This window comes from Candidatus Zixiibacteriota bacterium, from assembly GCA_034439475.1.
Classification (GTDB): domain Bacteria; phylum Zixibacteria; class MSB-5A5; order GN15; family FEB-12; genus JAWXAN01.
Genome location: JAWXAN010000013.1, coordinates 1 through 26790, shown reverse-complemented (window position 1 = coordinate 26790; position 26790 = coordinate 1). Strand labels below are relative to the sequence as shown.

Annotated in this window: 17 protein-coding genes; 8 read left to right on the top strand and 9 right to left on the bottom strand. The window is 49.0% G+C overall.

Features of this window, described 5'->3' with window-relative positions; genetic code table 11:
- Positions 1–4 precede the first annotated feature (4 nt).
- A complete protein-coding gene (locus tag SGI97_01210) occupies positions 5–652 on the top strand; it encodes an MtnX-like HAD-IB family phosphatase (protein ID MDZ4722523.1) in 648 nt (215 codons plus the stop codon).
- Between the two features lie 34 nt (positions 653–686).
- The gene (locus SGI97_01205) at positions 687–3188 is read left to right on the top strand and encodes a sugar phosphate nucleotidyltransferase (protein MDZ4722522.1); all 2502 of its coding nucleotides are present in this window, start codon (positions 687–689) and stop codon (positions 3186–3188) included.
- Positions 3189–3313: 125 nt separating this feature from the next.
- Here the strand turns inward: SGI97_01205 and SGI97_01200 are convergent, their stop codons facing one another.
- The 6 genes from SGI97_01200 to SGI97_01175 form a co-directional block, all read right to left on the bottom strand.
- Entirely contained in the window at positions 3314–3550 is a 237-nt protein-coding gene (locus tag SGI97_01200; protein ID MDZ4722521.1) for a hypothetical protein, read from the bottom strand.
- Between the two features lie 11 nt (positions 3551–3561).
- Entirely contained in the window at positions 3562–3690 is a 129-nt protein-coding gene (locus SGI97_01195; protein ID MDZ4722520.1) for a hypothetical protein, read from the bottom strand.
- Positions 3691–3731: 41 nt separating this feature from the next.
- Positions 3732–5129: a DNA recombination protein RmuC gene (rmuC, locus tag SGI97_01190; protein MDZ4722519.1), complete on the bottom strand. Its 1398-nt coding sequence runs from the start codon at positions 5127–5129 to the stop codon at positions 3732–3734.
- A 504-nt stretch (positions 5130–5633) separates the two neighbouring features.
- Positions 5634–6443, bottom strand: coding sequence for a class I SAM-dependent methyltransferase (locus tag SGI97_01185; protein ID MDZ4722518.1), 810 nt, complete (start codon positions 6441–6443; stop codon positions 5634–5636).
- Between the two features lie 48 nt (positions 6444–6491).
- Entirely contained in the window at positions 6492–6965 is a 474-nt protein-coding gene (locus tag SGI97_01180) for a hypothetical protein (protein MDZ4722517.1), read from the bottom strand.
- Positions 6966–6997: 32 nt separating this feature from the next.
- Entirely contained in the window at positions 6998–8437 is a 1440-nt protein-coding gene (locus SGI97_01175; GenBank protein MDZ4722516.1) for an aminotransferase class V-fold PLP-dependent enzyme, read from the bottom strand.
- A 317-nt stretch (positions 8438–8754) separates the two neighbouring features.
- Here SGI97_01175 and SGI97_01170 point away from each other — a divergent pair, with 317 nt between their 5' ends.
- Positions 8755–11385 carry a M1 family metallopeptidase gene (locus tag SGI97_01170; GenBank protein ID MDZ4722515.1) on the top strand — a complete coding sequence of 877 codons (2631 nt, stop codon included), beginning with the start codon at positions 8755–8757 and terminating at the stop codon, positions 11383–11385.
- A 167-nt stretch (positions 11386–11552) separates the two neighbouring features.
- Here SGI97_01170 and SGI97_01165 read toward each other — a convergent pair whose 3' ends face one another.
- From SGI97_01165 to SGI97_01155, 3 genes are all read right to left on the bottom strand, one after another.
- Positions 11553–13751 carry a TonB-dependent receptor gene (locus SGI97_01165; protein ID MDZ4722514.1) on the bottom strand — a complete coding sequence of 733 codons (2199 nt, stop codon included), beginning with the start codon at positions 13749–13751 and terminating at the stop codon, positions 11553–11555.
- A 171-nt stretch (positions 13752–13922) separates the two neighbouring features.
- Positions 13923–14297, bottom strand: coding sequence for a hypothetical protein (locus tag SGI97_01160; protein MDZ4722513.1), 375 nt, complete (start codon positions 14295–14297; stop codon positions 13923–13925).
- A 42-nt stretch (positions 14298–14339) separates the two neighbouring features.
- The gene (locus SGI97_01155; GenBank protein ID MDZ4722512.1) at positions 14340–15227 is read right to left on the bottom strand and encodes a hypothetical protein; all 888 of its coding nucleotides are present in this window, start codon (positions 15225–15227) and stop codon (positions 14340–14342) included.
- 1220 nt (positions 15228–16447) lie between these two features.
- Between SGI97_01155 and SGI97_01150 the strand changes: the two genes are divergently transcribed.
- The 5 genes from SGI97_01150 to SGI97_01130 form a co-directional block, all read left to right on the top strand.
- Positions 16448–17548, top strand: coding sequence for a hypothetical protein (locus SGI97_01150; GenBank protein MDZ4722511.1), 1101 nt, complete (start codon positions 16448–16450; stop codon positions 17546–17548).
- A 363-nt stretch (positions 17549–17911) separates the two neighbouring features.
- On the top strand, positions 17912–20509 hold the full coding sequence (locus SGI97_01145; protein MDZ4722510.1) for a T9SS type A sorting domain-containing protein: 2598 nt from the start codon (positions 17912–17914) through the stop codon (positions 20507–20509).
- 543 nt (positions 20510–21052) lie between these two features.
- Complete coding sequence (locus SGI97_01140; protein ID MDZ4722509.1) at positions 21053–23488, top strand: cohesin domain-containing protein; 2436 nt, start codon at positions 21053–21055, stop codon at positions 23486–23488.
- A 115-nt stretch (positions 23489–23603) separates the two neighbouring features.
- Positions 23604–26225: a FlgD immunoglobulin-like domain containing protein gene (locus SGI97_01135; GenBank protein ID MDZ4722508.1), complete on the top strand. Its 2622-nt coding sequence runs from the start codon at positions 23604–23606 to the stop codon at positions 26223–26225.
- Positions 26226–26253: 28 nt separating this feature from the next.
- Positions 26254–26790 (top strand): Ig-like domain-containing protein (locus SGI97_01130; protein MDZ4722507.1); only part of this gene is annotated, 537 nt, incomplete at its 3' end.

The following is a 26790-nucleotide window of genomic DNA, read 5'->3' as shown; positions in this document are numbered from 1 at the left end:
ACCGGTGGTGGTTTTTTGCGATTTTGATGGGACAATTACCACCCGCGATGTCGGCTATTGGCTTTTTCATCACTTTTCAAATGGCAGAAATGTTGACCTGATTCCTGACTGGAAAAGCGGCGCTATGTCAAGCCGCGAGGTTCTGACCGCTGAGGCCGCGCTCGTAACTGCCTCATCTGAGGATATTTTCGCATTCCTTGACACTTTTGAGCTTGATCCCGGTTTTGTCGCTTTCGATCGTTTTTGCCAGAAAAACAATATCCCGCTTGTAATTCTCTCAGATGGCTTGGATTTCTATATCGAGCATATCTTTGCGCGGCATAATCTAACGCACCTGCCGATTACCGCAAATGCTGGATTTGTTGAAAATAATGGCATTCGCATTGAATATCCGCACACTAATAGCAGTTGCAGACGGTGCGGAAGCTGTAAAAAGGAGCGGATGCGCGAATATATGGAGAATCAGGCCAAGGGGATACGCACGGTGTTCATCGGCGACGGTTATTCCGACATCTGCGCGGCCCGGGAAGTTGACCTACTTTTCGCCAAGAAGGACCTTGAAGAGTATTGCCTCGCGGAAAATATATCGTATAATAGCTATGGAAGTTTCTTCGATATAGCCGAAAAACTCACACAGCTCGGTTATCTGTAAGCGAAGTATTGTTTAGGTTGAAGAGGAGAGTGATGTGAAAGCAGTCATTATGGCCGGGGGATTCGGAACAAGACTCAGGCCTTTGACCATCAATGTGCCAAAACCGATGGTCCCGATTGGGAATCTTCCCATGATGGAGCATGTCATCTCTCTGCTTAAAACCCATAACATCACCGATATCACCTCGCTTCTTTTTTTCCAACCGGATCAGATAACAAATTACTTCAAAGACGGCTCTGACTTTGGCGTCCGTATGAGCTACTGTCGTCCCGACGAGGATTTCGGAACCGCCGGGGCGGTGCGCTTCGCGCTTGAGTTAGCAACTGAGACAACACTTATTATCTCAGGCGACCTCATCACGGATTTTGACCTGACTGCGGCTATCGACTGGCACAAATCCCGCAAGTCAGATGCGACCTTGGTTCTTACTCGTACAGAGAATCCGCTTTCGTACGGAATTGTCATCACTGATGACAGCGGCCAGATTGTCCGCTTTTTAGAAAAGCCGACCTGGGGCGAGGCTTTCTCAGATACGATAAACACTGGTATATATATCCTTGAACCCTCGGCCATATCGCTTATTCCAAAAGAGCAAAATTTTGATTTTTCACAAAATCTTTTTCCGCTTATGCTCTCCAAACGCATGCGACTATTTGGGAAAATTATCGATGGCTATTGGAAAGACGTGGGTAACGTCGCCGAGTATCATCGTGTCCACCAGGATATTTTCAGCAACGGCCTCGAGCTTGATTTCAAATTGCCTGAGGGGGGTAACTCTGGCAGCCGCCTTTTTAAGGAATCCGAAAGCAGTCTGCCAAGCGATGTCATTATCAGCGGCACAGTGATTCTTGGCCGGGAGGTGAAGGTGGAATCCGGCACCAAATTGCACAACTGTGTTCTCGGCGACCGAAGTTCGGTTGGACGAAATTGCGATCTGAACAATTCCATCATCTGGGCCGATACTGTCATTGGCAATCACACAAGTTTCAACTCTGTTATTGTTGGCCACCGTGTTCGCGTCGGCGATAATGTCCAGCTTCATGACAACGCCATAATCGGCGATGACTGCTATATTGGTAACTCTGCAACCGTTCGCGCTGACTGTAAAGTCTGGCCGAGTAAAACGGTTGAAGATGGCGCGATTGTGTCGCGCTCGATGGTTTGGGGTGAGAAATGGAATCGGGAGTTAATCACCGATTCCAAGGTAACGGGACTTGCCTTGACTGAGCTGTCGCCGGAAATGACTGTGCGGCTGGGAAGCGCGTTCGGAGCAATTTTCGGCCCTGGCGCCGAAATTGTCACCAGCCGAGATTCATCGGATATCTCAAGACTCCTGCGCCGCGGACTTATCTCCGGCCTGCTCGCATCGGGTGTGAATGTGGCTGACCTTGAATCAATGCCTGTGCCAGTAATGCGCTTTTGTTTAGGCAAAGGGAAATATGCGGCCGGGTTGTATGTTCGGCATAATCCTGAGGATTATCGCCAGGTCGATTTTATTTTCTTCGATGGCAGCGGGCTGGATATGCCGCCCAGTAAACTAAAAAAAATCGAACGGAATTATTTTGGCGAAGACTATGAGCGCGCCTCGCTTGATACGATTGGCCACCTTGACACTCCCCAGCGGGTGCTCGATGATTACCGCCATGAGTTTATCTCCGAAGTCGATGTCGACACCATCCGCAAAGCTGGATATAAAGTTGTTATCGATCATTCCAATGGCTCATCATCGCAAATTTTTCCAACGCTTTTTTCCCAGCTTGGAATCGATACAACAGAACTGAATGCCGCGCTCAATCCGCGAAAATTTTCTACCTCTGTCGAAAATCGGGCACAGGCAACTCGCCAGCTTTCGGCGATTGTGACCTCGCTCAAAGCCGATGTTGGTTTCATGCTCAACCCGGCGGCGGAAAAACTTACTGTGATAGATGAACTGGGCCAGCCTATCGACGGACAACTGCTTCTGCTTATGGTCACAGAGCTATACCTGCAACTGAATCGGCCCAAGCGAATCGCTGTGCCAGTTGGGGCCTCAATGGGAATCGAGGAGATCGCCCATGAACGTGGCGTCGAAGTTATTCGAGTGGCCAATGATCACCGCGCAATGATGGAAGTTCGTCTCAAAGGGATGGCTGATTTTGTCGGAGGAACGCGCGGCGGATTTATCTTTCCCGGTTTTCAGATGGGAGCCGATGCCATTCTTGCCACGGTGCGGATAATCGAGATGATGGCCCGTACGAATACCCGATTGAGCAGTCTAAGAAAACAGTTCGATGACCTCAGCCGACAAAGCGCGTCTGTCCCATGCCCGTGGTCAAAGCGAGGTATGGTCATGCGACGTCTAATTACGGATTCGACCGAAAAACAGCGCCAGCTTATAGACGGTGTGCGGGTATTTGAAGATAACGGCTGGGTACTCGTTACCCCCGACCGCTTCAATGCGGCCTTCACGATAATGGCTGAATCGCGATCGGAAAACGATGCCTATTCGCTTGTTAACCGCTATAAATCGTTTGTTGAAGAATCCCTCAAAGCCTGAGCGGTCAGCATTCGGTTCGGTTCGCTTGGGTAACATTCCGATGAGTCGTTGTGAGGAGTGTCTTCTGAAGCACGACCCTCCGCGCCTGCCCGCTGTGGCGGGGCGGACAGACTTCCCCGCCCTACTTATATCGCACTCTTTCGCAATCGCCCACCAGCCAACGCCCCAAGCGCACCAGCGAACAAAAGCGACAACTGATACCAGATCGGTTGATCTGCCTTGTCGAATATTATCGTCGCAATGCTTCCCAATACAATCAGTCCGGCCAGCGCAAAAATGTGTTGTTGAATGCTGCCACGAGCGGTCAATGCCGTGACATAGCCGCCGGCAAGCGCCACAAAAAAGCCGACAACAATTATCAAAACAGCGACGCTTATTCGTGGAAATGCATTCGGCTCAGGGAAAGCATCGGGGAAAACAGTTGGCAGAACGAGAAAAAAAGGCCAGTCAGAGCAACCATCACAAAATAGCCTGCGATAACAGCGGCGATTGATCGTAGCATTACACCAGATCTCCTCTATCGGATTAGGTTCTTCTGTTCCATTAATGTAATCTGTCGCCGTTGATTTTGTCAGGGATCAGTTCGAGAGTAACCGGCTCGACCGCTGATATATTTTCAAGCTTCAGAGGAGTCTGGCCGATCTGAGCGAGTTCAGGAATCTCTTTTTTTCCACTCGCGCCAAGTTCTTTGAATTTTCTTGCGGCAGGAAAGAGGCGGCTTTCAAATGACCTCACCGACAAATTGAAAGAGCCGACAGCGCTATCAAGATATTTCCCGACCTGGCCAAAATGGTCGAAGGCGGTCGCAAATCGGTCATGCAAATCCTGTCCAAGACGGCTTATTTCCTGGGCGTTTTTCGCAAGCGATTCCTGCCGCCACCCCATCTCAACCGCGCGAAAGAGAGCGATTAATGTTGTCGGAGTGGTGATGACAATTCCCTGCGCGAGCGCGCTTTCAATCAGCAAGGGGTCCTGCTCAGCGGCGGCAGAAAGAAATGAATCGTTCGGAATGAACATGACCACAAAGCCGGCCGAAGCCGGATACTGGCTTGCATAATCTTTAGCTGCCAATTTTGAGACATGGACTTTTATCTGTTGCGCGTATCGAACCAGCGAGGATTTGCGCGCTTCATCGGTCTGAGCTTCAAGCGCTTCCTGGAAGGCGCTGAGCGGAACCTTGGAATCGACAATTATTTGGCGTCCTGCTGGAAGATTCACAACCATATCCGGACGGAGGCGTCCGTCTTCGGTTGCCACTGATCCCTGCTCGATAAAATCGCAATGATTGGACATCCCGGCCAACTCGACGGTTCGTCGAAGAGCTATTTCACCCCAGCGTCCGCGAACGGTCGGAGATTTAAGCGCGGAGCTGAGTTTGAATGTTTCATTTTGTAACTTGGAAACGCCCTCCGCAAGGGTGCGATACTGCTCATTGACCGTTCCATAGTCTTTTTGACGTTTCTCTTCAAGGTGAGTGCTTTCCTTCTGATATTTATTCAGTGATTCAGAGAGAGGCAGGATCAACTCTGCGATTGCCGCTTTACGGGCCTCCAATTCAGTCTGCGCTCCTTTTTCAAGGACTTTGAATGATTGATCAGCCAGCGAGAGAAAATCTTTGTTATTTTTGGTTAAGGCTTCGGATGCGAGTGATGTAAAAGTATCGGCAAGTTTAGTTTTGGCGTCATCAAGAAGCGCAAGTTGTTCCTGAAGGTGTTTTTGAGTTTCTTCGGCTTTTGTTTCGGCTTTTGCCTGAAGAATCTCGGCCGTTGTGAGTCTCTCACGGATAGTGCCGAAATCTTTGGCGGCAATCTCTATCTGCTGACGCAACTCGCTGACTTTCGCTTCGGCAGCAGTCGCTCGGCTCTTTGAAAGAAGCCATGTCACAAACGATGCCACAGCGGCGCAGGCGAGAATAATGATTGATGTAACGAGTATAGACACCTTCCGCTCCTGTCAAGACTGGCCGTACAGCATGAAACCACAAAGAAGTTAATCGTGACGTTGTATTATTAGCATAATTTTGGGTTTCGTCAATCTCTTTTTTGCGAAAGAGCTGAATGAGAGATGGGAAAGTACGCTCCTCGCAACGACAAATCTTAAGATTTGATATTACCTTCTCCCCCTGAGAGAGGGGGGATGAGGGCCTATTCAATTAAGAGAAGGCCGAGGGGCATAAGAATGACTCGTGCTACAAGACGAAGAAAAGACGTCAGGTCACAGTGATCGCTGACCTACGAATATCAGAGAAGATGGATTCTCCGCCACGTCGGACTGGAATGACATAGAACAAAGAATCGCTGAACCGTTCGCCTGCGGCGAACCCGCTGCGGAATCGCTACGGAGCTAAGACGAAAATGAACCCGCCACAGCTGGCAGGCATGAGATTGCCACACTTGCTCGCCGCGGAAGGGGCGTTCCTAAGAAGTCGCTCGTCACAACGACATATTATGGAAGAGTTATCTTCCTCAACACCGGAATAAAGCGGACTGAATCATCGGAATTATCAAGCCGCACACTTACATCAAAATCGCCGTACACAGCAACAATCTCGAATTGTCCTGAGAGTTCAACCAGGGCGCGAAAGGTCTGAAGCGAACAGCGACGAAGGTGGTCGGTTGAAACAATTCGGTCTACCGCGCCGTTCGCGGTATTGGTAACTGTGAACGTGATCGTTATTTCATCAATTTCAGTGAGCGGATCGTATTGTTGGTCGTTTCCACCCCAGTCGGTTTCGACGATCAGGTCTCCGCGGGATCTGAGCCATGTTTTGTTTTCTTGGACAGATTCAGGCGCGGATTCCTCGTTGTAAAAATCACGCGGATGGGCGGTCGAAATAATATAGATGCCGCCATCGACCAGACAATCAGCAACCGCATGAAAATGCGATACGATATCCTCGTTTGACAGCAAATGCGCAAAACTGCAAAGCAGGCAAAAACAGAGATCATAGCGCCGCTGTGTAGAAAATAATCGCATATCTGCTTCAATAATATGACTGTTCAGCTTTTGTTTTTTAACGAGAGTTTGTGTATAAGCCACCATTGCTGGTTCGATGTCAAGACCATCGGAGATGACATTGCGAGCGGCAAGTTCACGCAGATGATATCCCGGGCCGCAGGCCAATTCCAGAGCCGATGTTACTGAACGATTGAGAAATTTTTGGGCAGCTGTTAACAGGAAATCAACTTCACCTGACAGAGGGCGATCCTGGAAGGCTATATCATAAATTTCCGGATAGGAATAGATGCGTGTCATAAAAATGATAGGCGCGGTTTTATGCTATTAACGCGAATGCCAGTATTATCACAGTCCGCGCTTGATGCAGTAAATGTACAGTTGCAGTGTGCGAAGATGCTCACCCCAATGGATGTCATAACTTACAACAAAATATTCCGCTGCTTCTTCGATGCCATTATGCAAAAGAAGCCAATTCACCGAATAGAGTTCATTCGTGATGTCAAGAATATCATCGATTGAATCCCCTATCTCTATAATCGCAGGAGTAGGAGTTGCGGTGACCGACGATGAAACCTGATAGCGGCCAAAACTGGGAAAGCGACGCGTTATTAATTTGCGGAGAGCATTTTGGTCACGTCTTGGGGTGTCGCTTGGACTGTATTCTTTCGAATATGCGGTAAGGCGGTGATAGAGCACGGCAAGGTTGTCCAGAAGATTGGAAAGCTCACGCTCATTGCCAGTCAGGATATCGCTTTCCTGTTCGATGAGATCGAGAAATGAAGTTATGGTTGTCGAAAATTCCTGCTTGGTTACAGCCATTCAATACTATCCCGAATATAAAGTCCTTTGGCTCATGCCTTTTGAAAGTAATGTAATCGCTCGCGATTCAAAAGCGCAACCAAAGCTTTTACATCGGCGGGCTGAGTGCCGTAGTTTGTTATACAGGCTCTCAGGACAGGAGTTGACTTGTTTAATGTGGTTGACGAGATCCAGGCCTCGCCGGATCTAACAATATTTCGGGCAACTGTTGCGACGAATCTTTCGGTACGACCTTCGCCTGTTTGGCCATCCACGAAACATATAACCGGCAATTTCGTCTGGTTGAGAACTTTCCAGTTTGATTTATGGAGTTCATCACGAAGCAGGTTGCCCATCGAGCATTGATGTCGGATTACATCAGCATAGCCATCCCATCCGGCGACAAGCAATGACATGAATACTTTTAACCCTATGAATCTTCGCGACCACTGAAGAGAGTGTGAAAACGGGTCAATAACCTCGAGTCCCGAGGCATCACGCGGCATGTATCCGGTATGTATCGCAAATGTTCGGCTGAGGATGTCTGTGTGGCGGGTCAAAAATAGCCCGGCTCCCATAGGAACCGAAAGCCATTTATGGGCATCAAATGTAATCGAGTCGGCTCTTTCAATTCCGGAAAACAGATCTTGGAGTTCCGGCACAAGCATCGCCGCGCCGCCCCAGGCAGCATCGGCGTGAAGCCAGAGTTTTTGTTCTGCGGCCACATCAGCCAAACTATCGAATGGATCGACAATTCCCGATTGAGTGCTTCCCGCGGTTCCAATGACCATGAACGGCAATTCGCCGTTTGATCTATCAACAGCAATCTGTTTGCGGAGAGCGTCAATGTCCATGCCAAGAGCGTCATCAACGGGAATCTCGCAGATAGCCGCGCTTCCAATTCCTGAGCACCTCGCCGCTTTGAGGGTTGAGTGGTGGCTCTCGGCGGTGACATAGATTTTCGGCTGGCCTCTGAGCGCCTGTGCGCCATGAGACAGGTAGCTCGGGAATGTGTGGACAAGGGCGGTCAACAATGCGGTATGGTTGGCTTCAGCGCCTCCGCTGGTGAATGTTCCATCGATGTCTCCGGTCGGATAACCAAACTTTTCTCCGATGGATCTGATAAGATGCCCTTCAGTTTCGATTGCAAATGGACTGTGGCTCCATGCCGCAAGCTGGGGGTTGAAAGCGGCCACAAGCGAGTCGGCGGCAATTCCCATCATCGTCGGCGAGGGGTTGAACAGCCCGAAGTACATCCGATGGGATGAGTGGACCTGGTGTTCGGTCAGTGATTTTACAATAAAATCCACAGCGCACTCAGGCGAATGCGGTTCTTCGAAGCTATGTTTTTCAAGTAGGGCACGAACGATGGTTGGCTCGAGAATCGGCGATACACGAAGCGCGTCGACGCTTGCGCGATAGCGCTCTATTTCAGCGGCAATTTTTTGCCAGAGCTGTATTCGTTGGGCGGGATCAAAATCGAGGTGCGGCATGGCGATTACTTTCGTTTGCTGTGTCCTTTACAGAGAGGGAAATTACACGGGTGACGCAAATGAGGCAAGCGGATAATGGGGAGGGTGTGGCCATCCCGCCCCGGTTGGCGGTGTAATCTCATGTACCGGAATGCGTACTAACTACTTCTAATAGTTATGGCCTACGTTGACACGGTGTCGAATAGTTCTATATTGCACAGCATGGCTATATTATCCGACATAGCAAAGTCTTATCTCGGTTTACACAAAAAAGCCAAGTCCGGCGTCCTTAACACAATACACCTGTCGAAAAAAACTTATTGTTGAAAAGAGGCCTCATGCTATCACCTCGATCACAGTCCGCCAAACATATTTGGCTAATTCTTCGCCTCGTCCCTGTCCTGCTTGTCATAGACGATTTTGCGCAGGCCAGACAACTCGCCATGGATGTTGTGCCGACCAACCAAACGGTCATGCTGACTATCAATGCAGATACTTCGGATTATTCTGGCTCGACACTCATAGACCTTGAGGTTAAAGCCGTCACCGACAGCTTTTCGTTCCATGCCGAGCGAATACAATTTGACTCACTCTCACTCAAACACAATAAGAAAAGTATCGCGAATAGTTTCACACGAGGTGAAAACGGGTTGGTCAGTGTGCATTGCGCGGTGCCATTGGCACTTGGCAAATACAGTCTGACAATCGACTTCACAAATGCTTTTGACACACAGGCTGTCGGATTATATCGAGTCGTGACCGAAGGAAACGGCTATACCTTCACCCAGTTCGAGGAAAATGATGCCCGCAAAGCATTTCCCTGTTTTGACGAACCGATTTTCAAAATTCCATTTTCGGTGACTCTCAAAGTTCCTCAAGAACATCTCGCCATCGCCAATACATCTATTGAAAAAGAGTCAAGCAAAGACGGCTGGAAAACGGTCGTTTTTCGTGAAACCAAACCTCTTCCCACCTATCTTGTTGCGATTGCGACTGGCCCGCTTGAGACAGTCAACGTTCCGGGGATGAAAATCCCGACACGGATTGTGACGGTCAAAGGGAAGCTTGGTCTGACAGACTTTTCCATAAAAACCACACCGCCGCTTATGGCTGCATTCGAAAAGTATTTCGATTCCCCTTATCCGTATGATAAGCTGGATCTTATCGCGGTACCGGAATTCTGGGCAGGGGCGATGGAAAATGCCGGAGCTATTACATTTCGCGAGACGATCCTCCTTCGCGATCCACAGAAATTGACTCTCAGCCAACGTCGCAGCACTGCTGGCGTAATCGCCCATGAACTGGCGCACATGTGGTTTGGCGACCTTGTGACTATGGCCTGGTGGGATGATTTATGGCTCAATGAATCATTTGCGACCTGGATGGGAAACAAAGTATGCGATGAGGTTTTTCCGGAATACGAAGTTGGCCTCAATGAAATTGGCAGTATACACGGCGCCATGAATGGCGACGCCCGTCCGTCGACACAACAAATCCGCCAGCCGACCGGCTCGACCGATAATCTTTTGTCAAATATAGGCGTCATCTACAACAAAGGGCAGGCTGTGCTCATGATGTTTGAGGAATGGATGGGGGCCGATCTCTTTCAAAAGGGAATACGGCTCTATCTGAAAAAGCATGCTTGGGGGAATGCAACCGCCGATGATCTTTGGGCGGCATTGTCCGAGGCCTCAGGCAGAGAGATTGGACCAACCATGAATACATTTATAGAGCAGCCCGGAGTGCCGTTGATTTCGGTAAACATGACATCGACAGGAGAAATCGAGATCAACCAAAGCCGCTTTTCCAACTACGGCGACACCGTCGGATATGCTTCGACTCTGGTTTGGCAAGTGCCAATGACGGTCAAGTATTACGATGGGAACTCAGTCCGCACGCATAGCCTGCTTTTGACTGAAAAAAAACAATCATTCAAATTGCCGAACGATGGTTCTGTTCAGTGGGTTTTGCCAACAGCCGATGCCGGCGGATATTATCGCTGGTGGGTTGCTCCGAAACAACTTGAGGCTATCGCCGGATCGTTTACATTGCTCTCAACGCGAGACAAGATTGGGTTTATTAATAATCTATCGGCCATGCTCGATGCCGGAGGGATTGGCGGCGATCAGTATGTAAAAGCGTTGTACAATTTCTCGTCAGATCATGACCCGGCGATAATCGAGGCGGTGCTGGACGGTATTGAAACGGTTGATGCGGCGTTCATATCGGATGCAGATGAACTATCCTTTGCGCCATTTTTGCAGAAAATATTCGCACCGTCGCTTCAGCATATTGGTTTGTCAGCCAAAACAAACGAGCCCGAGACCGTTTCACGAATTCGGCCATTTCTCATTTCGACACTGGCTATTGATGGAAAGGACCAGTCCCTTATCGCTTATGCCGATTCAATGGCGGACCTCTACCTTGCTGGCAAGTCGGATATTGACCCTTCGCTCATTTCTACATTCTTAGACATTGCGGCTACAACCGGAGACAGCATTCTCTGGGACACGCTCCGCTTGCGTTTTGAAACGGCGACGATCCCAAGCGAGCGTTCGCAGTATTTATCGACTCTCAGCGCGTTTCGGAATGGGCGGATTCTAGACAAAGCGCTGGAATACACGCTGACCGGGCCGCTCAGGCCGCAGGAGCGTTTTACAATTCCGTTTTCAATTGCCGCTATTTCTGATGCGCACAGAGACATGATTTTTGAATGGATGATGCGCCACTATGACGACATTGCCGCAAGAATTCCGCCAAGCTCGCTGGCGTCACTGACACGTTATGCAGGGGGGTGTTCAAGAGCGAGACTTGATAAGGCTCATGAATTTTTTGCTCAACCGGAACATCGGGTCGAAGGAACGGAGTTGCGCCTTTTGCGGGTGACGGAAAGTGTTGAAGAATGTCTTGATCTGCGGGGGCGAGAAAGTGCATCAGTGCTGCGGTATCTGTCGGAGGCGGTAAAGTAGGGGGTTGACGGTGGTCACACCTATCTTGTGGTGTCGGGCACCCTCGCCCGACACAATTTTTAGACCATTCAATTGGCGGGTACTAAGATGGACCCGCCGCACTAAGAAGACACGCGACAAAAAACGTCTCCTCCCTCCTAAGACTTTTCAAGCATACCTCCCACCGTCTACTTAATTAATTCAAAAGGAACTGAAACTTTCGCGAATACGTTCATACCGGGGCTTTGGGCGTATTCTTTATAGCGATACAAATGGTCACGGTACGAGACATTGAAGAGATTTTCAATTCCCACATCAATTGTGATTCGGTTTCCGCCAAACATCAGTTCTGTTCCCCCCGCAACAGTGATAAGTTCATAACCCGCGCTCGGGGTTTCAAATTCATCCACCCTGTCTTGCCTTGCGACTGAATTGAGTTGGACGGAAAAATATGGATTGTAGAGACCGCCGAGCTTTGTTGTCAAAAACTTTATACCGGCTTTGACCCGGTTTGCAGGCAGGAGCGGAAGCGACCTGTCGATTTCAGTGTTTGTGCCACGGACCATATCAAAGCCGCCACTAAGGACAAGCCAATTCGTTAATGCAAACTGAGCCGATAATTCTCCCCCAACCAATGTTGCGTCGGCTTGTCGATGCTCATAGACTGAAAGGCCGGATGCCGTGTCCGTTTCTCCCGTAGGCGAGAGAAAAATATACTCGGCTATTCTGTTTCGAAAGATCGAAATCTCAGCGCTGAATCGAGTTGATGCCGCGCGCAGTGCAAGATCGACATTGAAGGATTCTTCCGGATTGAGTGTGATATCTCCAATTTCATATCGCACAGTCCCCTCATGCACCCCATCGACAAACAACTCGAATGGAGTCGGCGAGCGCCAGCCGCGACCGGCATTTGCGACCAATGCAAGCGGTTCAATCAGCCTCCACACAATCCCGATCGAGCCGGTGACAGCATCGTATTCGAGCCTTTGTTCGGTAACATTGATTTCTGAAGTTTCCAGGACATCAATTGTCCTTGTGTCGTAGCGAATACCAGCCGATGCCGTGAATGTATCATCGATCCATTGCTCAAAGAGAAACCCTGAAGTGTTGGCAAGATCAAAGCCGGGAATGAGTTTTTCTTCGGCCAGTGTTCTATTGGTCTGATCCATAAGCGATATCCCAACGGTGCCGACAAATTTGCCGAAGGGCCTGTGATGGCCTTCGAGATCCAGAGTGTTCGTTTCCAGATTGAGATTCAGCGCAGGCTCGCGTCCACCTGCTTCTTCAAATTCCCTTCGTTGATTTCTCTGCCACCCCGCCTTCGCTTCCACTCTCAACCCATTCAGCAGAATATTGGTATGGAGATGAGCGCGGTCATGCTCGACATGCTGATTCGGAGTCGCATCCGGTTCTTCGTTGGGGTCTTCATGTATCTGTAATTTTTGGTCAAAGCGAATGTAACCAACACTGAGCGAACCCCAGTCGCCTTGTAAGCCGATCGCGCCGCTTCCGTTCATTTCCTCTTCAGCGCTGTTAAATAACTCACGGGCCGGAGTGGTGATGTTGCCGGCATCACGTAGCGAAACACTTGCCCGATAACCAACTTGGCCATTCGCGCCGGATAATGACAAAGCCCCTGCGCTCTGTTTATTTCCGCTGAAACCGTTGAGCAGGAGATTTCCACCCAGTACAACAGCGCCTTCGTCGACAGAAGGTATTTTGTTATTTATGATGTTTATCACACCACCGAGCGCATCCGAGCCATAGAGAACAGAACTTGGACCGCGGACAACTTCGATGCTATTCACATCAAGTGCATCTATTTCAGGTCCATGTTCGTCTCCCCACTGCTGTCCTTCCTGTCGGATGCCATCGCTGACTACAAGCACACGCTGGGAAGAGAGGCCACGGATGACAGGTTTGACGATTGAACTGCCAGTCGAGTAGGTTGCCACACCGGGCAGATCTTTTATTGTGGACATGACGCTCTCGCCCCGGAGCCGGTCGAGATTTCTCTTGCTAACGACTGTAACCGACTGCGGAGAAGACAAAGCATCGGTCGGCTGAGGAGTCGAAGTTACAGATATGCCCGGGAGTTCGAGCACGCTCGGTGACAATTCAACGTTGAGAGTCGTTTCTGTATCAGTTAAAGCCGCCGTTCGCACTAGCCGATTGAGGGCAATTGAAGAAAACTCCACGGCATACACCCCTGCAGGCAGGTTGAGGAGAGTGAACATGCCCAAAGAATCTGTCTCTGTGAACCTGTGAAGGGCTGGAATGGAGACCGTAACACCTAAGGGCGATATATTATGTGTCGCTGTCACTCTTCCGCTGAGAGTGGCGGACATAAGATTACCCGCGCTCAAAAACGCAAAAAATATGCTCATTAAGAAATTAAGGATTCTGAATTTATGAATAAAATACATGGTAATAAGACCTTTCCCTTCGTCTATGAAAAAAAATAGATTGTGAGAGCAAGACTAACTTACACGCTCAGAGTGTCCCATCACTCGCAGCAAAAAATCTGCGCGAAATGGTCATTGTCTTTTTTTGATTTGTCAGGAAAGAGTCACGGGAGGCGAACGCAGGGAAATGTCCCTGAGCGGAAGGGGATAGATTTTTGCGGATATAACTATTTTAGTCTTGTCTACAGACGTTGGCCTGAGATCAGAGAGCAGCGCTGAAGCAAGAGCAAAGAACTGTCCGTCGGTTTTGCACAATTGACAGGATGACGAATGATGATGAGTTGGACAGCTTTCATCGTGGCCGCAATCATCGGGGTTTTCGGCGCTCGTCGCGCTTGAGAAAATATGTGGGTAATCATGCGCCTGCCCCAAAAACGAGCCGAAGAGGAGGAAATACCCGACAAGAAGAATCGAAAATATTCTTCTTGGATTAGAAAGATAACGATGTCCAAACGAATTAGTTCTCATGCGATTATATATACACTTTAAGCGAAACCAAATTTCCAACACTTAACGGCCGTGTCCGCCGCCGACATGCTCTTCCTCTTTAAGGCCTTCGCCAAACACAGCTCGCGGGTAGGCCTGTAAAATTGTCTGCACCGAGGTAAAAAGCTCGACAAAGCTACCGGTCTCTCCATGGTAAATGTCATGAATTGCAAGAGCATGATCACGGGCGATCAACAGATTGGTTGAGTTTTGGATAGCCGTCAAATGGCTTGAAATTGCGGTGGCGGAGGCTGGAATTTCTGTTTCGCAATAGTCGACTATTTTATTAAAGCCACTTGTAAAGCTTGGATCAGCGGCGACGACTGCCCCGGCCATGTCATGAAATTCGGCGGCGGCATTGACCAGCGAAGTAACATATATTGCGGCTTGGGCGGCCAGCCCTCTTATTTCTACAAGCGTAGGATCGGTCGAATTCTCCATCGGGTGAACAAGCCCGTCAATGTCCTCAAAATTTTCAAAGAGTTCGTAGCCCGGGCCGGACTCGGTTTCGGTCTTGGCGTAGAGGGCTCTCAAGGGAACCAAAACTGATGGCGGCAAAACAACCTGAGCAAGTCTATTTGCCTCTGTTCCGGCAACTGAGTAAACTGCAAAGCCTTTATAGTCGGCCACTAAGTTGGTTGTGAATTCTATCTCAAAGGGATGGAGCTCAAATCTCTGGTTCACCCTCTCCCATTCGACAAGATCGCCGAAAAGAGTGGTATCGTTGTTTACAACAATCACTTCCGAGCCGTCATCGGCTATGAGTGACAGCCGGTAATATGACCCGTTATCCGGAGGCACAATTTCTTGTCCGCCAATTACCAATATGTTCATCCAATCACCGGCGACAGCCGCTGGAGCAGAGAGGGCATGGGGCTCAGTATGGGTCGCTATATAGGCTGTCAAGTTCACCGGCGGTGCATCGGAGGGATCGACCGGATTTTCATCCGAGCAACCGGAGAAAAAGAATAGAGAAGACAAAAAAAGAGGGGCATGAGCTTTGCTATTAAAAATCGAAACATTTGGTCTCCGAGTGTCTGCATTTCTTGGCTATCATAATATCATTATATAGGACGTTCAAAGGGGATGAAAGTCCTAAGGCAATATACGGGAAATCCGGATTTGCATGATTATTTCTTGAAGTTTGGGGCAAAAATGGGGAATATGGAGTTTCTGCAGGTTGTGCTCCGGCGGTGCTCCTGCTATGGGAGCATGTGGGGGAGTGGGGTACCCGGTTTAACTGTCAGGCGGGGGCGCCTGACAGCACAGTAAAGAACTGGGCAGGCACAGGGGCCTGCCCCCTACGGAGTCATAAGTTGGTGATATTGTAGGGGCAACCCCCTGTGGTTGCCCGCCATAGGAGGGGGTGACCGCGGGGTCAGGGATTCCTGAGACCGGGGGAGAAGATCACACCGTCCGCCGATGGCGGAGTGGGGTACCCGGTTGCTGTTCCATAAATGAACAAAAGGAGAGGGACGGGCTCTTCCACTATATATAGGACGTTGAACATACGATGAGGATGCCGAACATACGTTGATAAGATGATGTAAGGATAGGCTGGGGAGTTGATCAGTTGAAGGCAAAAAGATCATTCTGAGGGGCTTAGTTTCGATTTAGTCCGGCCATTGAGCTTTGAATTTGGTCGCAAAACAGACTGACAAAGACTCGTGGCTCGCAATTCCCTAATGTGACACACAGGCCGCTGGCCAATTAACCTTTAGCAGAGAAAGGCGAAAAAAGCCCTAAATAATAGCGTTTTTTTGATATTATGTATTGACAGAATGGAGCGACAGGAGTATATTCTATTCGGATGATAGGTGAAACCTCTAACAAAAAGATTGAGACTGCTCATTGAAGAGTGGTCACGCTGCACTACTTTTTTTCGATCGCAAGCTGTCACGATAAGTACTTCTTTCTTAAGCCGGCTGTGGGGGTCGCTTGAGAGTTACTAACAGGTTGGTTTCTTTACGCACTACTGTTAACGAAACATTTCTTAGTCGCTTCTAAAATAAACCGTGGCACAAATACGGTTGTATCAGTCGCGTTATAAGAGATCGTCGCTCCGAGAATAATAGGACTGTCCGGAGACAGTAGAGGTATCGTAAATCAATTTGGTTCAGGAGGTAAGGTGTATGTCAACAGGCTTTCGTAAGTATCGCATCTCGTTTGGCGCTTTGTGCGCCCTCTCATTTATAGTACTCCTTGGCGGCGCGTTGTCTGTACAAGCGCAAATTCCAGACATTATAGTCACCGTCGGCGATACCGTCGGCAATGCCGGCCAACAAAACTCAATGACGACTGTCTCATTGGACAATCCCACTCAGACGGTGTCAGCTTTCGAGCTTTGGCTCCAGCTTGATCGTCCCGATATAATGGTGTTCAAAACCGACACAGTGCCCGTGGTCGATACCACCTATTGGTTCTGTAGACAGTATCAGGGTCTGAATTGTGTCGATTCCGTCGGAAGGTCCAAAAACGAAACGTGGAATATCAGGCATATAGACACAGTTGAGGCCGTGGTCGGCAGTTTTAGCATCGCCGGCACACTTATTCAAAATTGGGAATATGTCGTTGCGCGTTCAATAACCGGATCGGGTTTCGATATCAAAGTCACCGGAATCGCCGATTTGTTCGGCAGTGGCGGCACGACTCCCGGTATTTCCCCTCAAAGCGGCGGTGTATTGTTCCGGCTCCTTGGAGATATTAAATGTGTTCCCGATTCATCCACAGACCGCACAGTCTACATTATACCTCAGCCATTTCTTGACCATTTCAACTTCTCAAGACCCGATGGCACATCTATAGGAATTGTCACGACCACCGTTCCGGACACAAATTATTACCGCTGTAACTCCTGGCTTCCGCCGGACAATCAAGTCTGCGTGAACTATGTCCAGGTCTCAGGCGTGCCGTACGATTCAATTAAGATTACTTTGGATACGGTTGCGACGTTGGATACGAACAAGGTGAAGCTCTATGTCGGCTCTCTCACGGTAGCCGAAGGAACCGAATGCGGGGCATGCGGTAATCTCGACCATGACCCGGCGGAGAGCATTGACATCTCCGATCTTACCGTTCTGATTGATTTTCTCTTTATAACATTAGCTCCGATTGAGCCGCTCTCTATCGGAAATTTGGACTGCGATGCCGAGGGATCGGTTGATATTTCCGACCTGACGGTCTTGATAGATTATTTATTTATATCCCTCCAAGATATGTGCTGTCTGCAATGATAAAACTAAATGGGCAAATTGTTGTTGGCTGAACGGTAACTGCACAAAGAGATAATACCGGCTGAATGCTGAATAATGAATTACTTTTTTGAGAACGAAAAAATGGATGTCTGGGTCACACACTCCGGCGTCCAGGAGATAAACAGGCGTAAGCGATGGAGAGGAGGACGTTTAAAAGAGGCATCTTGCACGCGCTCTAATAGGAATTTTCACGATTAACATCATTTTTGATTTAAGCCGCGAGGTATACTTCCAGCTGGTTGGCTCTCGCTGTTGTATCGGTCGGCTAAATTGAGGCGGGAAAAAGAATGATAATGATCGTCGCGCACACTAATTTGTTAACGAAGAAGTTAGGAGAAAAAAATGAAAAGACTTTCATTTTTCTTCGCTTTAGTTTTCTCAATCTGTTTGGCGGCAGCTTCGGCATCCGCTCAACAGCACATCTCCGTTGATAACGTCTCAAATGACGCTGGTCCCCTCCAACTCGAGGCCGGCAATGTACACGTTATCAGCATCCGGATTAATAACCTTGGAGGTCCTGCCGCCAAGAATTATAATCCGAACAACGGCTTTGCCATCTCCTCCCCGGACAGCGCCACATGGGATTCCACGTATGGAACCAACAACGTTGCTGGTAACATCAATACCGGAGCCCCATCTTTCTTTACCCAGTTCTTCATCAACCGCCGCCACTTCCCGGGGCCTCTTACCCAGGGAACTAATGCTGATTCCATTGCCTTTGCTGGTGTTTCGTTCGATCCTACAAAAGGTCTTTCAACCAGCTACAATGGTATTGCTTATCAGATCATCATCAATTCGAAATTGTCCGATACCGGTAAGCATATCTGCATCGATTCCGCTGCAGGTACAGCGCCGATTGGTACCTGGACATGGGCTGGTCTCTCTACACCGAACGTGAAGCCGACGTGGCAGGGTAAGACTTGCTATGAAATCTTCAAGTCCCCGAACTTTCCTCCGACCATTTCAAACTGCCCGGTGAGCATCACTGGCAGCCATTGCGCGACTTTGACATACGACTTTAACGCCACAGATGTCGAGTCCGATGGCTTCCTGTATCAACTCGTCAGCGGTCCTGGTTCAATCAATACCACGACTGGCGTGTGGAGCTGGAACGGCGCGACTCTTCTTGATGTCGGCGCTTCGATTACCCTCGTAGTCGATGCAGACGATGCTGGCGACGGTCCTAATTGTACTGTCAATATCATCGTGACCAACGCTGGTCCGAGCATCACAGCCTGCCCGGCTGGTGCCCTCACCATTACAACCGGTGACACCAAGACGCAGAATGTTGATGCTTCCGATGATTGCGATCCGCTGACTTGGACCGTTACTGCGTTGACCCCCGGCACCACAGGTGCTTTCTCCGTTGACGCAACGGGCCTTCTGTCTTACACTCCGTCCGCCACCGATGGCCCTGCAGTTCGCTGCTTTGCTGTTGTTGCATCCGACGGTCTCGCTTCCGATACCTGTAACGTTTGCTACAATGTCATCACAGGCGCTCCGTATGGCTTGACGATCGAAGATGTCGCTTGTCAGATCCAAGGCGGATTCGTCACAGTCGACCTTACTCTTGAGAGTATCGATCCGCAGCAAGGTCTCGGCGGCTTTGACCTCCTTATCGCCTATGACAACTCCGCACTTTCTCCTCAGTCTGCCCTCCCGGGTGCCATCTACACTGAGTGCGGATGGGAATATTTCACCTATCGCTTCGGCGCGAACGGTATCTGCTCAGGTGGATGCCCTTCAGGTCTGATGCGCTTAGTTGGTATTGCCGAAACCAACAATGGCGCCAACCACCCCGGTTGTGCCAGCCCGACTCCTTTTGTTGGTACCCTTCCGGTCACATTGGCTCATGTTGTGTTCTTGATTTCAAACAACCGTACACTTGAATGCCAGTATGTTCCGATCCGTTGGTTCTGGGTTGATTGCACAGACAACACCCTTTCAAACGCTTCAGGTTCGCAGCTTTATGTCTCAGACAAAGTGTTTGAATCTGGCAATTCTAATCCGGTCAACAACGGCACAGGCACCTTCCCGACCTACCTCGGCGCTCAGAACAGCTGCTTGGTCCCAGGTCCTAAAGGAGCCCCGATTCGCAATATCGATTTCCAGAACGGTGGAGTTTGTATCATCTGCGCCGACTCAATCGACGCCCGTGGTGATATAAACCTCAACGGCGTGTACATCGAAATTGCTGACGTCGTCATGTTCACCAACTATTTCGTCAATGGCCTTGGCGCTTTCGCTGGTCATGTCGATGGTTCGATTGCTGCTTCCGATGTCAATGCTGACGGCAACCCGCTGACAGTCGCTGACTTGGTTTATGCAATCAAAGTCGTCGTTGGTGATTTCCAAGCCGTTCCTAAGGTCTCCGCTCAGTCAGGAAAGTACAATTATACTAATGGTACATTCTCGGTTGATGGCGAACTTGGTGGCGCTTTTGTTGTCGTCAAAGGCAACGTAACTCCGGAATTGCTTATCAACGAAGTTGGTACAGTAATGACATCCAGCTTTGATGGCCAGAATACCCGTATTCTTGTTATCCCGGATGTCAACCACTTTGGTTTCGGCGTTAACTCCTTCTCAGGCGATGTCCTTGATTTGAACAACGCTCAGATCGTAAGCGTCGAACTTGCTGACGCTACAGGTAACATGGTTGCGGCCAAGACAATTCCGTCCAGCTATTCGCTGAATCAGAATTATCCTAATCCGTTCAACCCGAAGACCACCATTTCTTTCGGTCTGCCTAAAGCAGGCGACTACACCTTGACCATTTACAACGTAACTGGCCAGGTTGTTAACGAATTCAATGGCTCTTCAGATGCCGGTACTGTCACCTACGAATGGGATGCTTCGAACAATGCTTCAGGCGTGTATTTCTACAAGCTTGATGTCAAAGGTCAGGTTTCCTTGACCAAGAAAGCCGTACTCTTGAAGTAATCTTTTTTGGATACCTCCCCGGGAAGGATAATTCCTTCCCGGGGATAATTTTAAGACGGGAGGAGTAAGCTGGGCGACATAGATATAGAGAAGAAATAGACTAAGAATTGCAGAGAATAGAAGAATTGCAGATGAGAAAATTATTCAAGATGACTGGCAGAAAGTTCGTGCCAAAGGTCATCTTTTTTTGTATATTGGGTCCGGTTGGGGTATCTAAAAAGGGCGCTGCGCAGGGCATTGCGCAATTGTTTGGCTTTATAATGATAGGTTTGAGTTTCAATTTAGACCTCACTTATATGCTTGCCCATAACTGCAAGGGAACTATAATCGCCTGATTGTTAAGATGGTTTGGCACGGTCGTTAGAGACTAAGTCTTTAGTGTTCTTTTTCTTACATGGACTTGTTGAAAAACACTAAAGAGTTTCGTGGATGTTTGGCCTTGGCCGCGAAGGAAATGAGGCGAGCTGTCATTAACAGAAGGTAAAGCTGGTCTGGTAATTGCTCAGACAGTAGTCGGAGTAATCTCCTTGCGGACGAATGACGATGATGTTCAAATATATTACAGTAGCTCTTGGCACGATGCTTTTGTTTGGCGGCAGAGTCTCAGCTGTGTCCGACCCGTTCGGCGCTCTTGATCTGGTCTATGTAGACTCTGTGCAGACAACAGCCGGTGGACAAGCGGCAGTCAGATTTTCGCTCAGGAATGATGAGCTGATAAGCTCTATTTCCATTCCGATTATATACGATACCGCATTATTACAGCTTGATTCAATTCACTTCCTTGGGTCACGGGTGAGTTATATCGCCACGCGGATTACCAATCCTGAATTGGCCCAAAACACAAATGGACATTTTGTCGTTGCCGTTATAAAAATATTTGAGAGTCCTCTTGCCGTTGGCGACGGACTTATTTTTACGGCTCTTTTTACCGTGAAATTATCGGCAGCGGCTGGAGCGGTGGCCAAGATTGACAGTCTTTTCTATCCGCCGGGAGGAGAACTTCTCCTTGTTGAAGCCACGACCAACGGGCCAATTCGCCCGGCCTTTGCGCAAGGGAAAGTGGTCGTGAAACATGTCAATCGTCCCCCCACAATTGCTTCAATGAATGATCAGTCTATAATGGAAGGTGATAGTCTGGTATTGACAGTCGGCGCGGCCGATATTGATTTGGATAATCTTTCGTTGTCGGTAACTTCGAAACCTGTCGGGGCGACATTCATAGATAACGGCGACGGCACGGGGCGTTTTTCATGGCGGCCTGATTATGTCGGCCCGTATTCATCAGCCGGTTCACCGTTTACCGTTACCTTTCGCGCAAGCGATGGAAATCGGTTCACCCAGCAGCAAATTCAAATCAATGTAACAAACAAGAACCGCCGTCCGGTCGTAACCTCTCCGGCGACAATTACGGTTGATGCCGGAAGTCTTGTAACTTTCGCGCTATCGGCTGTCGATCTGGATTTCGAGGCGATATCATGGACAATCATAAATAAACCGACAGCGGCAACTTTTACCCCGGGGAATCCTTCGAATTTTAACTGGAACTCGACCATAGTTGATTCGGGGGAATACAATGTCATGATTGTGGCATCTGACCCAACTGGAGCGGCCGACAGCGCACAGATATCAGTACGAATCAACCCGGTTAATATCTACACTTTGTCTATTGATACCGTGGAGGTTTATCCGGGTGAAACCGCGACGATTGAAGTTCATTTAGATAATAAGGTTCCGATAACGGGCTTCAATATACTTTTCAACTATGATCCGAGCGCGCTCTTTTTGGCTTCATTGACTAAGACAGGAACGCGGGCAGCGGCTTTTGAATATTTCACCTATACAAATAATGCGTCCGGCCGTCCGGGCGATCTGCGGATTATCGGCACAGCCGACATTACAGCGCCGCTCGGCGGTGTCCTGACTTCCGGCAATGGAGCCATTGCCAAAATGACTTTTGCCACGAGTGGTGATATAGGTCTTGGCGGATTGAGTGTTCCGCTCGCGTTCAAGTATTTGGATTTCGAGCAAAATGACAACACACTGGTAGACTCGCTGGGCGTCAAGATCAGCCGGGAGCAGATTTTCTACTTGAATGGGCGTGTTGCATTTGAAAGTGTCGGAGCTATCAATCGGGGTGATATTAATCTCAATGGGCTGGCCTTTGAAATCGGCGATGCCATTTATTTTTCAAATTTCCTCATCAATCCGTTCAGCTATTCATTCAATGCGCTGCAATACGCCAATTCGGATGTGAATAATGACAATCTCGCGGCCACGATTTCTGATCTGGTGCTTTTGATAAAAACTGTTGTCTCGGGTGGTCCGAGACGGGAATTCAATTCCTCCGCCGAACTGACGGCACAAATAAGTATTGAAGCTGAGGCTCACCGGACAACGGTCTTCTCCTCGGCCGATTTTGAATTGGGCGGGGTCTATATTCAGATTCCGCTGGCTGAAGGGACTGACCCGCAGATAACAGGGCTTCAACCGAATATGACATGTACGGCTGAACAGATCGGCGGAATGCTCAATGTGCTCGTCTATAGTCTCGAAGCGAATTCAATAGCGGCGGGGTATTCTCCGCTATTTTCAATTGAAGGAATGTCGTCTGAGTCGTTCTCTTTTGAGAAGGTCGAGTTGTCATCTTCCGAAGGCCGCGCTGTGACCGCACTCCACTCGACAACTGTGACTACCTTACCGACTGAATTTATATTGATGCAAAATTATCCGAATCCGTTTAACCCAAGTACATCGATTAATTTTGCGCTCCCCCGCGCTTCGCGAGTGGAACTGACCATTTTCAATATTGCCGGACAGAAAATCCGCTCTCTGGTCGACGATGATTTATCGGCTGGATCGCACACGGTAGTCTGGGACGGACATGGGGAAAATGGAGCGTCTGTTTCGTCCGGTGTCTATTTGTACAGGCTTGTGGCCGGAACTGAATCCTCAACCAAGAAAATGCTCTTGGTGAAATAAGATGAGAGGGAATGTGACTGAGAAGAATATTATTTTATACCATATAGAGGTAACGATGCGATTATTGAAGATTCCTATACTGTGTCTGTTGTTCGCGTTGTTTTGGAATCAATCGGTGAAGGCGCAGTCTTGCGCTGATCTGACCCCATCGCCAAAAGAATCGATGCGTATTTTAGATTTCAGAGGTTCGCCAGGCGATACGGTGCTTATGCCGTTCTCTTTGGACAACGATTCGGCAGTTACCGCGTTTCGTTTCTTTATTCGGTTTGACACATCAAAGCTGGATTTGGTCGAGATTCTTGACATAAACCCAATTAGTGGGGACACAACCTATTTTCTTGATATGATTCCTGCGGGGCGGCTGGCGTCCGCGCTTAACAGTTCGGATTTTAGCGGAGTATATCTTACAAATGACACAACTCCAGTCAATCCGAATACTGACAACCGGCGCTTGAACTCAATTTCAGTTACCTTGCTCCCGCCTCTTCCGGTAGACGATCCTCCAAAATTTGCAGATACCCTAGCCGCCGATGCGGCAGGAAGTGTAATCTTCTATATAAAGTTTATCGCGAAACCGACATTGGTACATCTTCGGGATACGGCGCGATTCTTCCTGCTTAGAGAAGATATTTGTATTGTTGATACCTCAAGCGGACTTCCGATCCGCACCTGTTTTGGCGGATGTAATGCGGGGCAGTTGAATGAAGTCTGGACGCCGCTGGGTGTTACTGAACCGATTGATAATCTTGTGTTTCCTTCTCAATTCACAGGGTTGATGCGGTTTATCACTGACACGACTCCGCCTAAACCGACTATTGTCCTTAGTGCGAGCAAGTCAACAGTCGCGCCCGGCGAATTTTTTAATCTCAATTGGACTGTAACTAATGGCGACTCGCTGCAACTTTATAAAGATGGTGTTTATATCCTTTCCTCGACGACTTTGACATCCAGCCTGCCAACTTCGTTAGTGGCGACCAGTACTTTCAAGCTCAAAGCGTGGAAGGGAGTTCAATCAGACTCAGCAAGCAAGACAATTACAGTAAGCGGCACACCACCTCCAGTTAGTGTCCCTACAATCAGCTTTTCTCCTGTGGGTCCAGCATATGTAACGACAGAAGGACAAGCGGTCAGCTTTACGGTTACTGCTACCGGCCAAGCCGCCAATGGAAACATAACTCTCCGTGCAAGCAATATTCCGCAGAACGGGGCTTTTGCGCCGACAAATCCAATTCTTGGTCCGAGCCCGGTGAGCGGAATATTCAGCTTTACGCCGAATATCGGCCAAGTCGGGACATTTGTCGTGAACTTTTCGGCAGTCAACAGCGGAGGAACCACCAATACAGCGGCGACGATTCAAGTGAGCGCGCTTCCGGTCGACAAACTCTTTTCGACATCGGCGGCCAATCAAAAACCGGTTGGCGGACTCAGGGGCGCTAAGGGCGTCATGTTCCCGATAAATCTTATTACGAATAAGACCGTGTATGGTATTCAGTTTAATCTCAGACACCCGCTTGATGTAGTCACTCTTGATTCGTTTGTCGTGACAGGCCGAATCCCAGACTATGTTGTCTATGACAATATCGGAAATACACCCGGCAGAGTGAAAGTGTTGTCTTTCGGGCTTAATAATGAGCCTGTCGTTTCAGACACCAGTACGGCGATTTTATATGCGGTCTTCTCGATAGATTCAAGCGCGATTCCATGGCAGCGCTATCCGATACATCTCGACAGCGCCTTTGAATCGATTGACCCTAATCCAAATGTCGCTTCTGACACGCTCAAGACTGATTCAGGAATCATCGATATCGACAATCCTGGCGATGTGAATCTTGACAGGCGAATCAATGTGGCTGATGTGGTCAATATTGTCGCGTATATCATTGGCAATTTCGGTTTGACTCCGCGGCAGTTTTCGACCGCGGATATTATCACCAACGATTCGGTGAATGTGTTTGATTTGGTCGGAGATATAAACTTTATATACGGATCGCCAATCTCGCCAAGTCCCAGCATTCCTGAGCCGGGCCCGGATGCCGTCGTCTCTCTGGCATACGATAACATTCCATACGGCACAACCGAAATGATGACCATTAAAACCGAGTTGCATCACAAAATTGCCGGTGTACAGCTTGAAGTTGCCTATGACCCGGCGGCTGTGACTGTTGGTCAGCCAAAAATTAGCACTGATGCCGACAACTTCGTTTTACAGTACAAAGATGATGGCCGCGGCAGCCTTCGTATGATACTTTATACATTAGACCGGTCATCGAGTGAGTCCGGATTGCTCCAGCCCGGGTTTGCCGATTTGGTTGAGATACCGATTACGGCAAAAGACGATATCCAATCCGGCGATAAATCGGTGCTTCGATTGAGCCAGGCGCTTCTTTCGACCGGCACGGCAACATCGGTGGGCGTACAGGGTGTCGATGCCCCGCTACCGGTCAGTTTCCTTCTAAAACAGAACTATCCGAATCCATTTAATCCGACAACAACGATCGAGTTCACGGTGCCTCGTTCTTCTGGGGGAACCAAAACACAGAAAGTGTCTTTGGAAATCTTCAATGTACTCGGACAACAGGTCAACACATTGCTGAACGAGGAATTACAGCCGGGTGAACACCAGGTTGAATGGAACGCAACATCGAGCGATGGGGCTCGGGTGGCGACAGGAATATATCTCTACCGATTGCGGATAGGGGAAGTAAGTCAAACAAAAAAGATGCTCTTGCTGAAATAGAGGCGTTGGAGGAAACGAAACTATGAATATGAAAAAGATATTATTCGCACTGCTTGTCTCCGCGCTTCTCGCTGCAGGAGCCACAGCGCAGACAGCCCCGCCGGTACTTGCTGCAATCGGAGCCAAAAATGTCGATGAAGGTCAGGCCCTGAATTTTGGCGTGACCTCAAGCGATATCGATGCGACAATTCCCGTTCTGTCCACATCGGTACTGCCGCCCAATGCGACATTTATTGACAACGCCAATGGAACCGGAAGTTTTGCATTTAATCCGGACTTTACCCAGGCTGGCGGATATAGTGTTACGTTCTATGCCGCTGATGCGGTCACGGCTGATATTGATTCGGAGATTGTAAGTATCACTGTCGCGAACATAAATCAATCGCCGGTTCTCGCGGCAATCGGAGCCAAGAATACGACTGAAAACATCCTACTCGCATTCGCTGTTAGTGCAAGTGATCTGGATGGCACAATTCCTGCGCTTACATCATCTGCGCTTCCGACCGGTGCGACATATACTGATAACGGAAACGGAACGGCTTCGTTTAGCTGGACGCCATCGTTT

Bases quoted from the DNA above. Each gene is read 5' to 3' on its own strand.
- SGI97_01195 (MDZ4722520.1), bottom strand. From the start codon at position 3,690: ATGCTACGATCAATCGCCGCTGTTATCGCAGGCTATTTTGTGATGGTT.
- SGI97_01185 (MDZ4722518.1), bottom strand. From the start codon at position 6,443: ATGACACGCATCTATTCCTATCCGGAAATTTATGATATAGCCTTCCAG.
- SGI97_01180 (MDZ4722517.1), bottom strand. From the start codon at position 6,965: ATGGCTGTAACCAAGCAGGAATTTTCGACAACCATAACTTCATTTCTC.
- SGI97_01175 (MDZ4722516.1), bottom strand. From the start codon at position 8,437: ATGCCGCACCTCGATTTTGATCCCGCCCAACGAATACAGCTCTGGCAA.
- SGI97_01170 (MDZ4722515.1), top strand. From the start codon at position 8,755: ATGCTATCACCTCGATCACAGTCCGCCAAACATATTTGGCTAATTCTT.
- SGI97_01165 (MDZ4722514.1), bottom strand. From the start codon at position 13,751: ATGAGCATATTTTTTGCGTTTTTGAGCGCGGGTAATCTTATGTCCGCC.
- SGI97_01160 (MDZ4722513.1), bottom strand. From the start codon at position 14,297: ATGAGAACTAATTCGTTTGGACATCGTTATCTTTCTAATCCAAGAAGA.
- SGI97_01150 (MDZ4722511.1), top strand. From the start codon at position 16,448: ATGTCAACAGGCTTTCGTAAGTATCGCATCTCGTTTGGCGCTTTGTGC.
- SGI97_01145 (MDZ4722510.1), top strand. From the start codon at position 17,912: ATGAAAAGACTTTCATTTTTCTTCGCTTTAGTTTTCTCAATCTGTTTG.
- SGI97_01140 (MDZ4722509.1), top strand. From the start codon at position 21,053: ATGATGTTCAAATATATTACAGTAGCTCTTGGCACGATGCTTTTGTTT.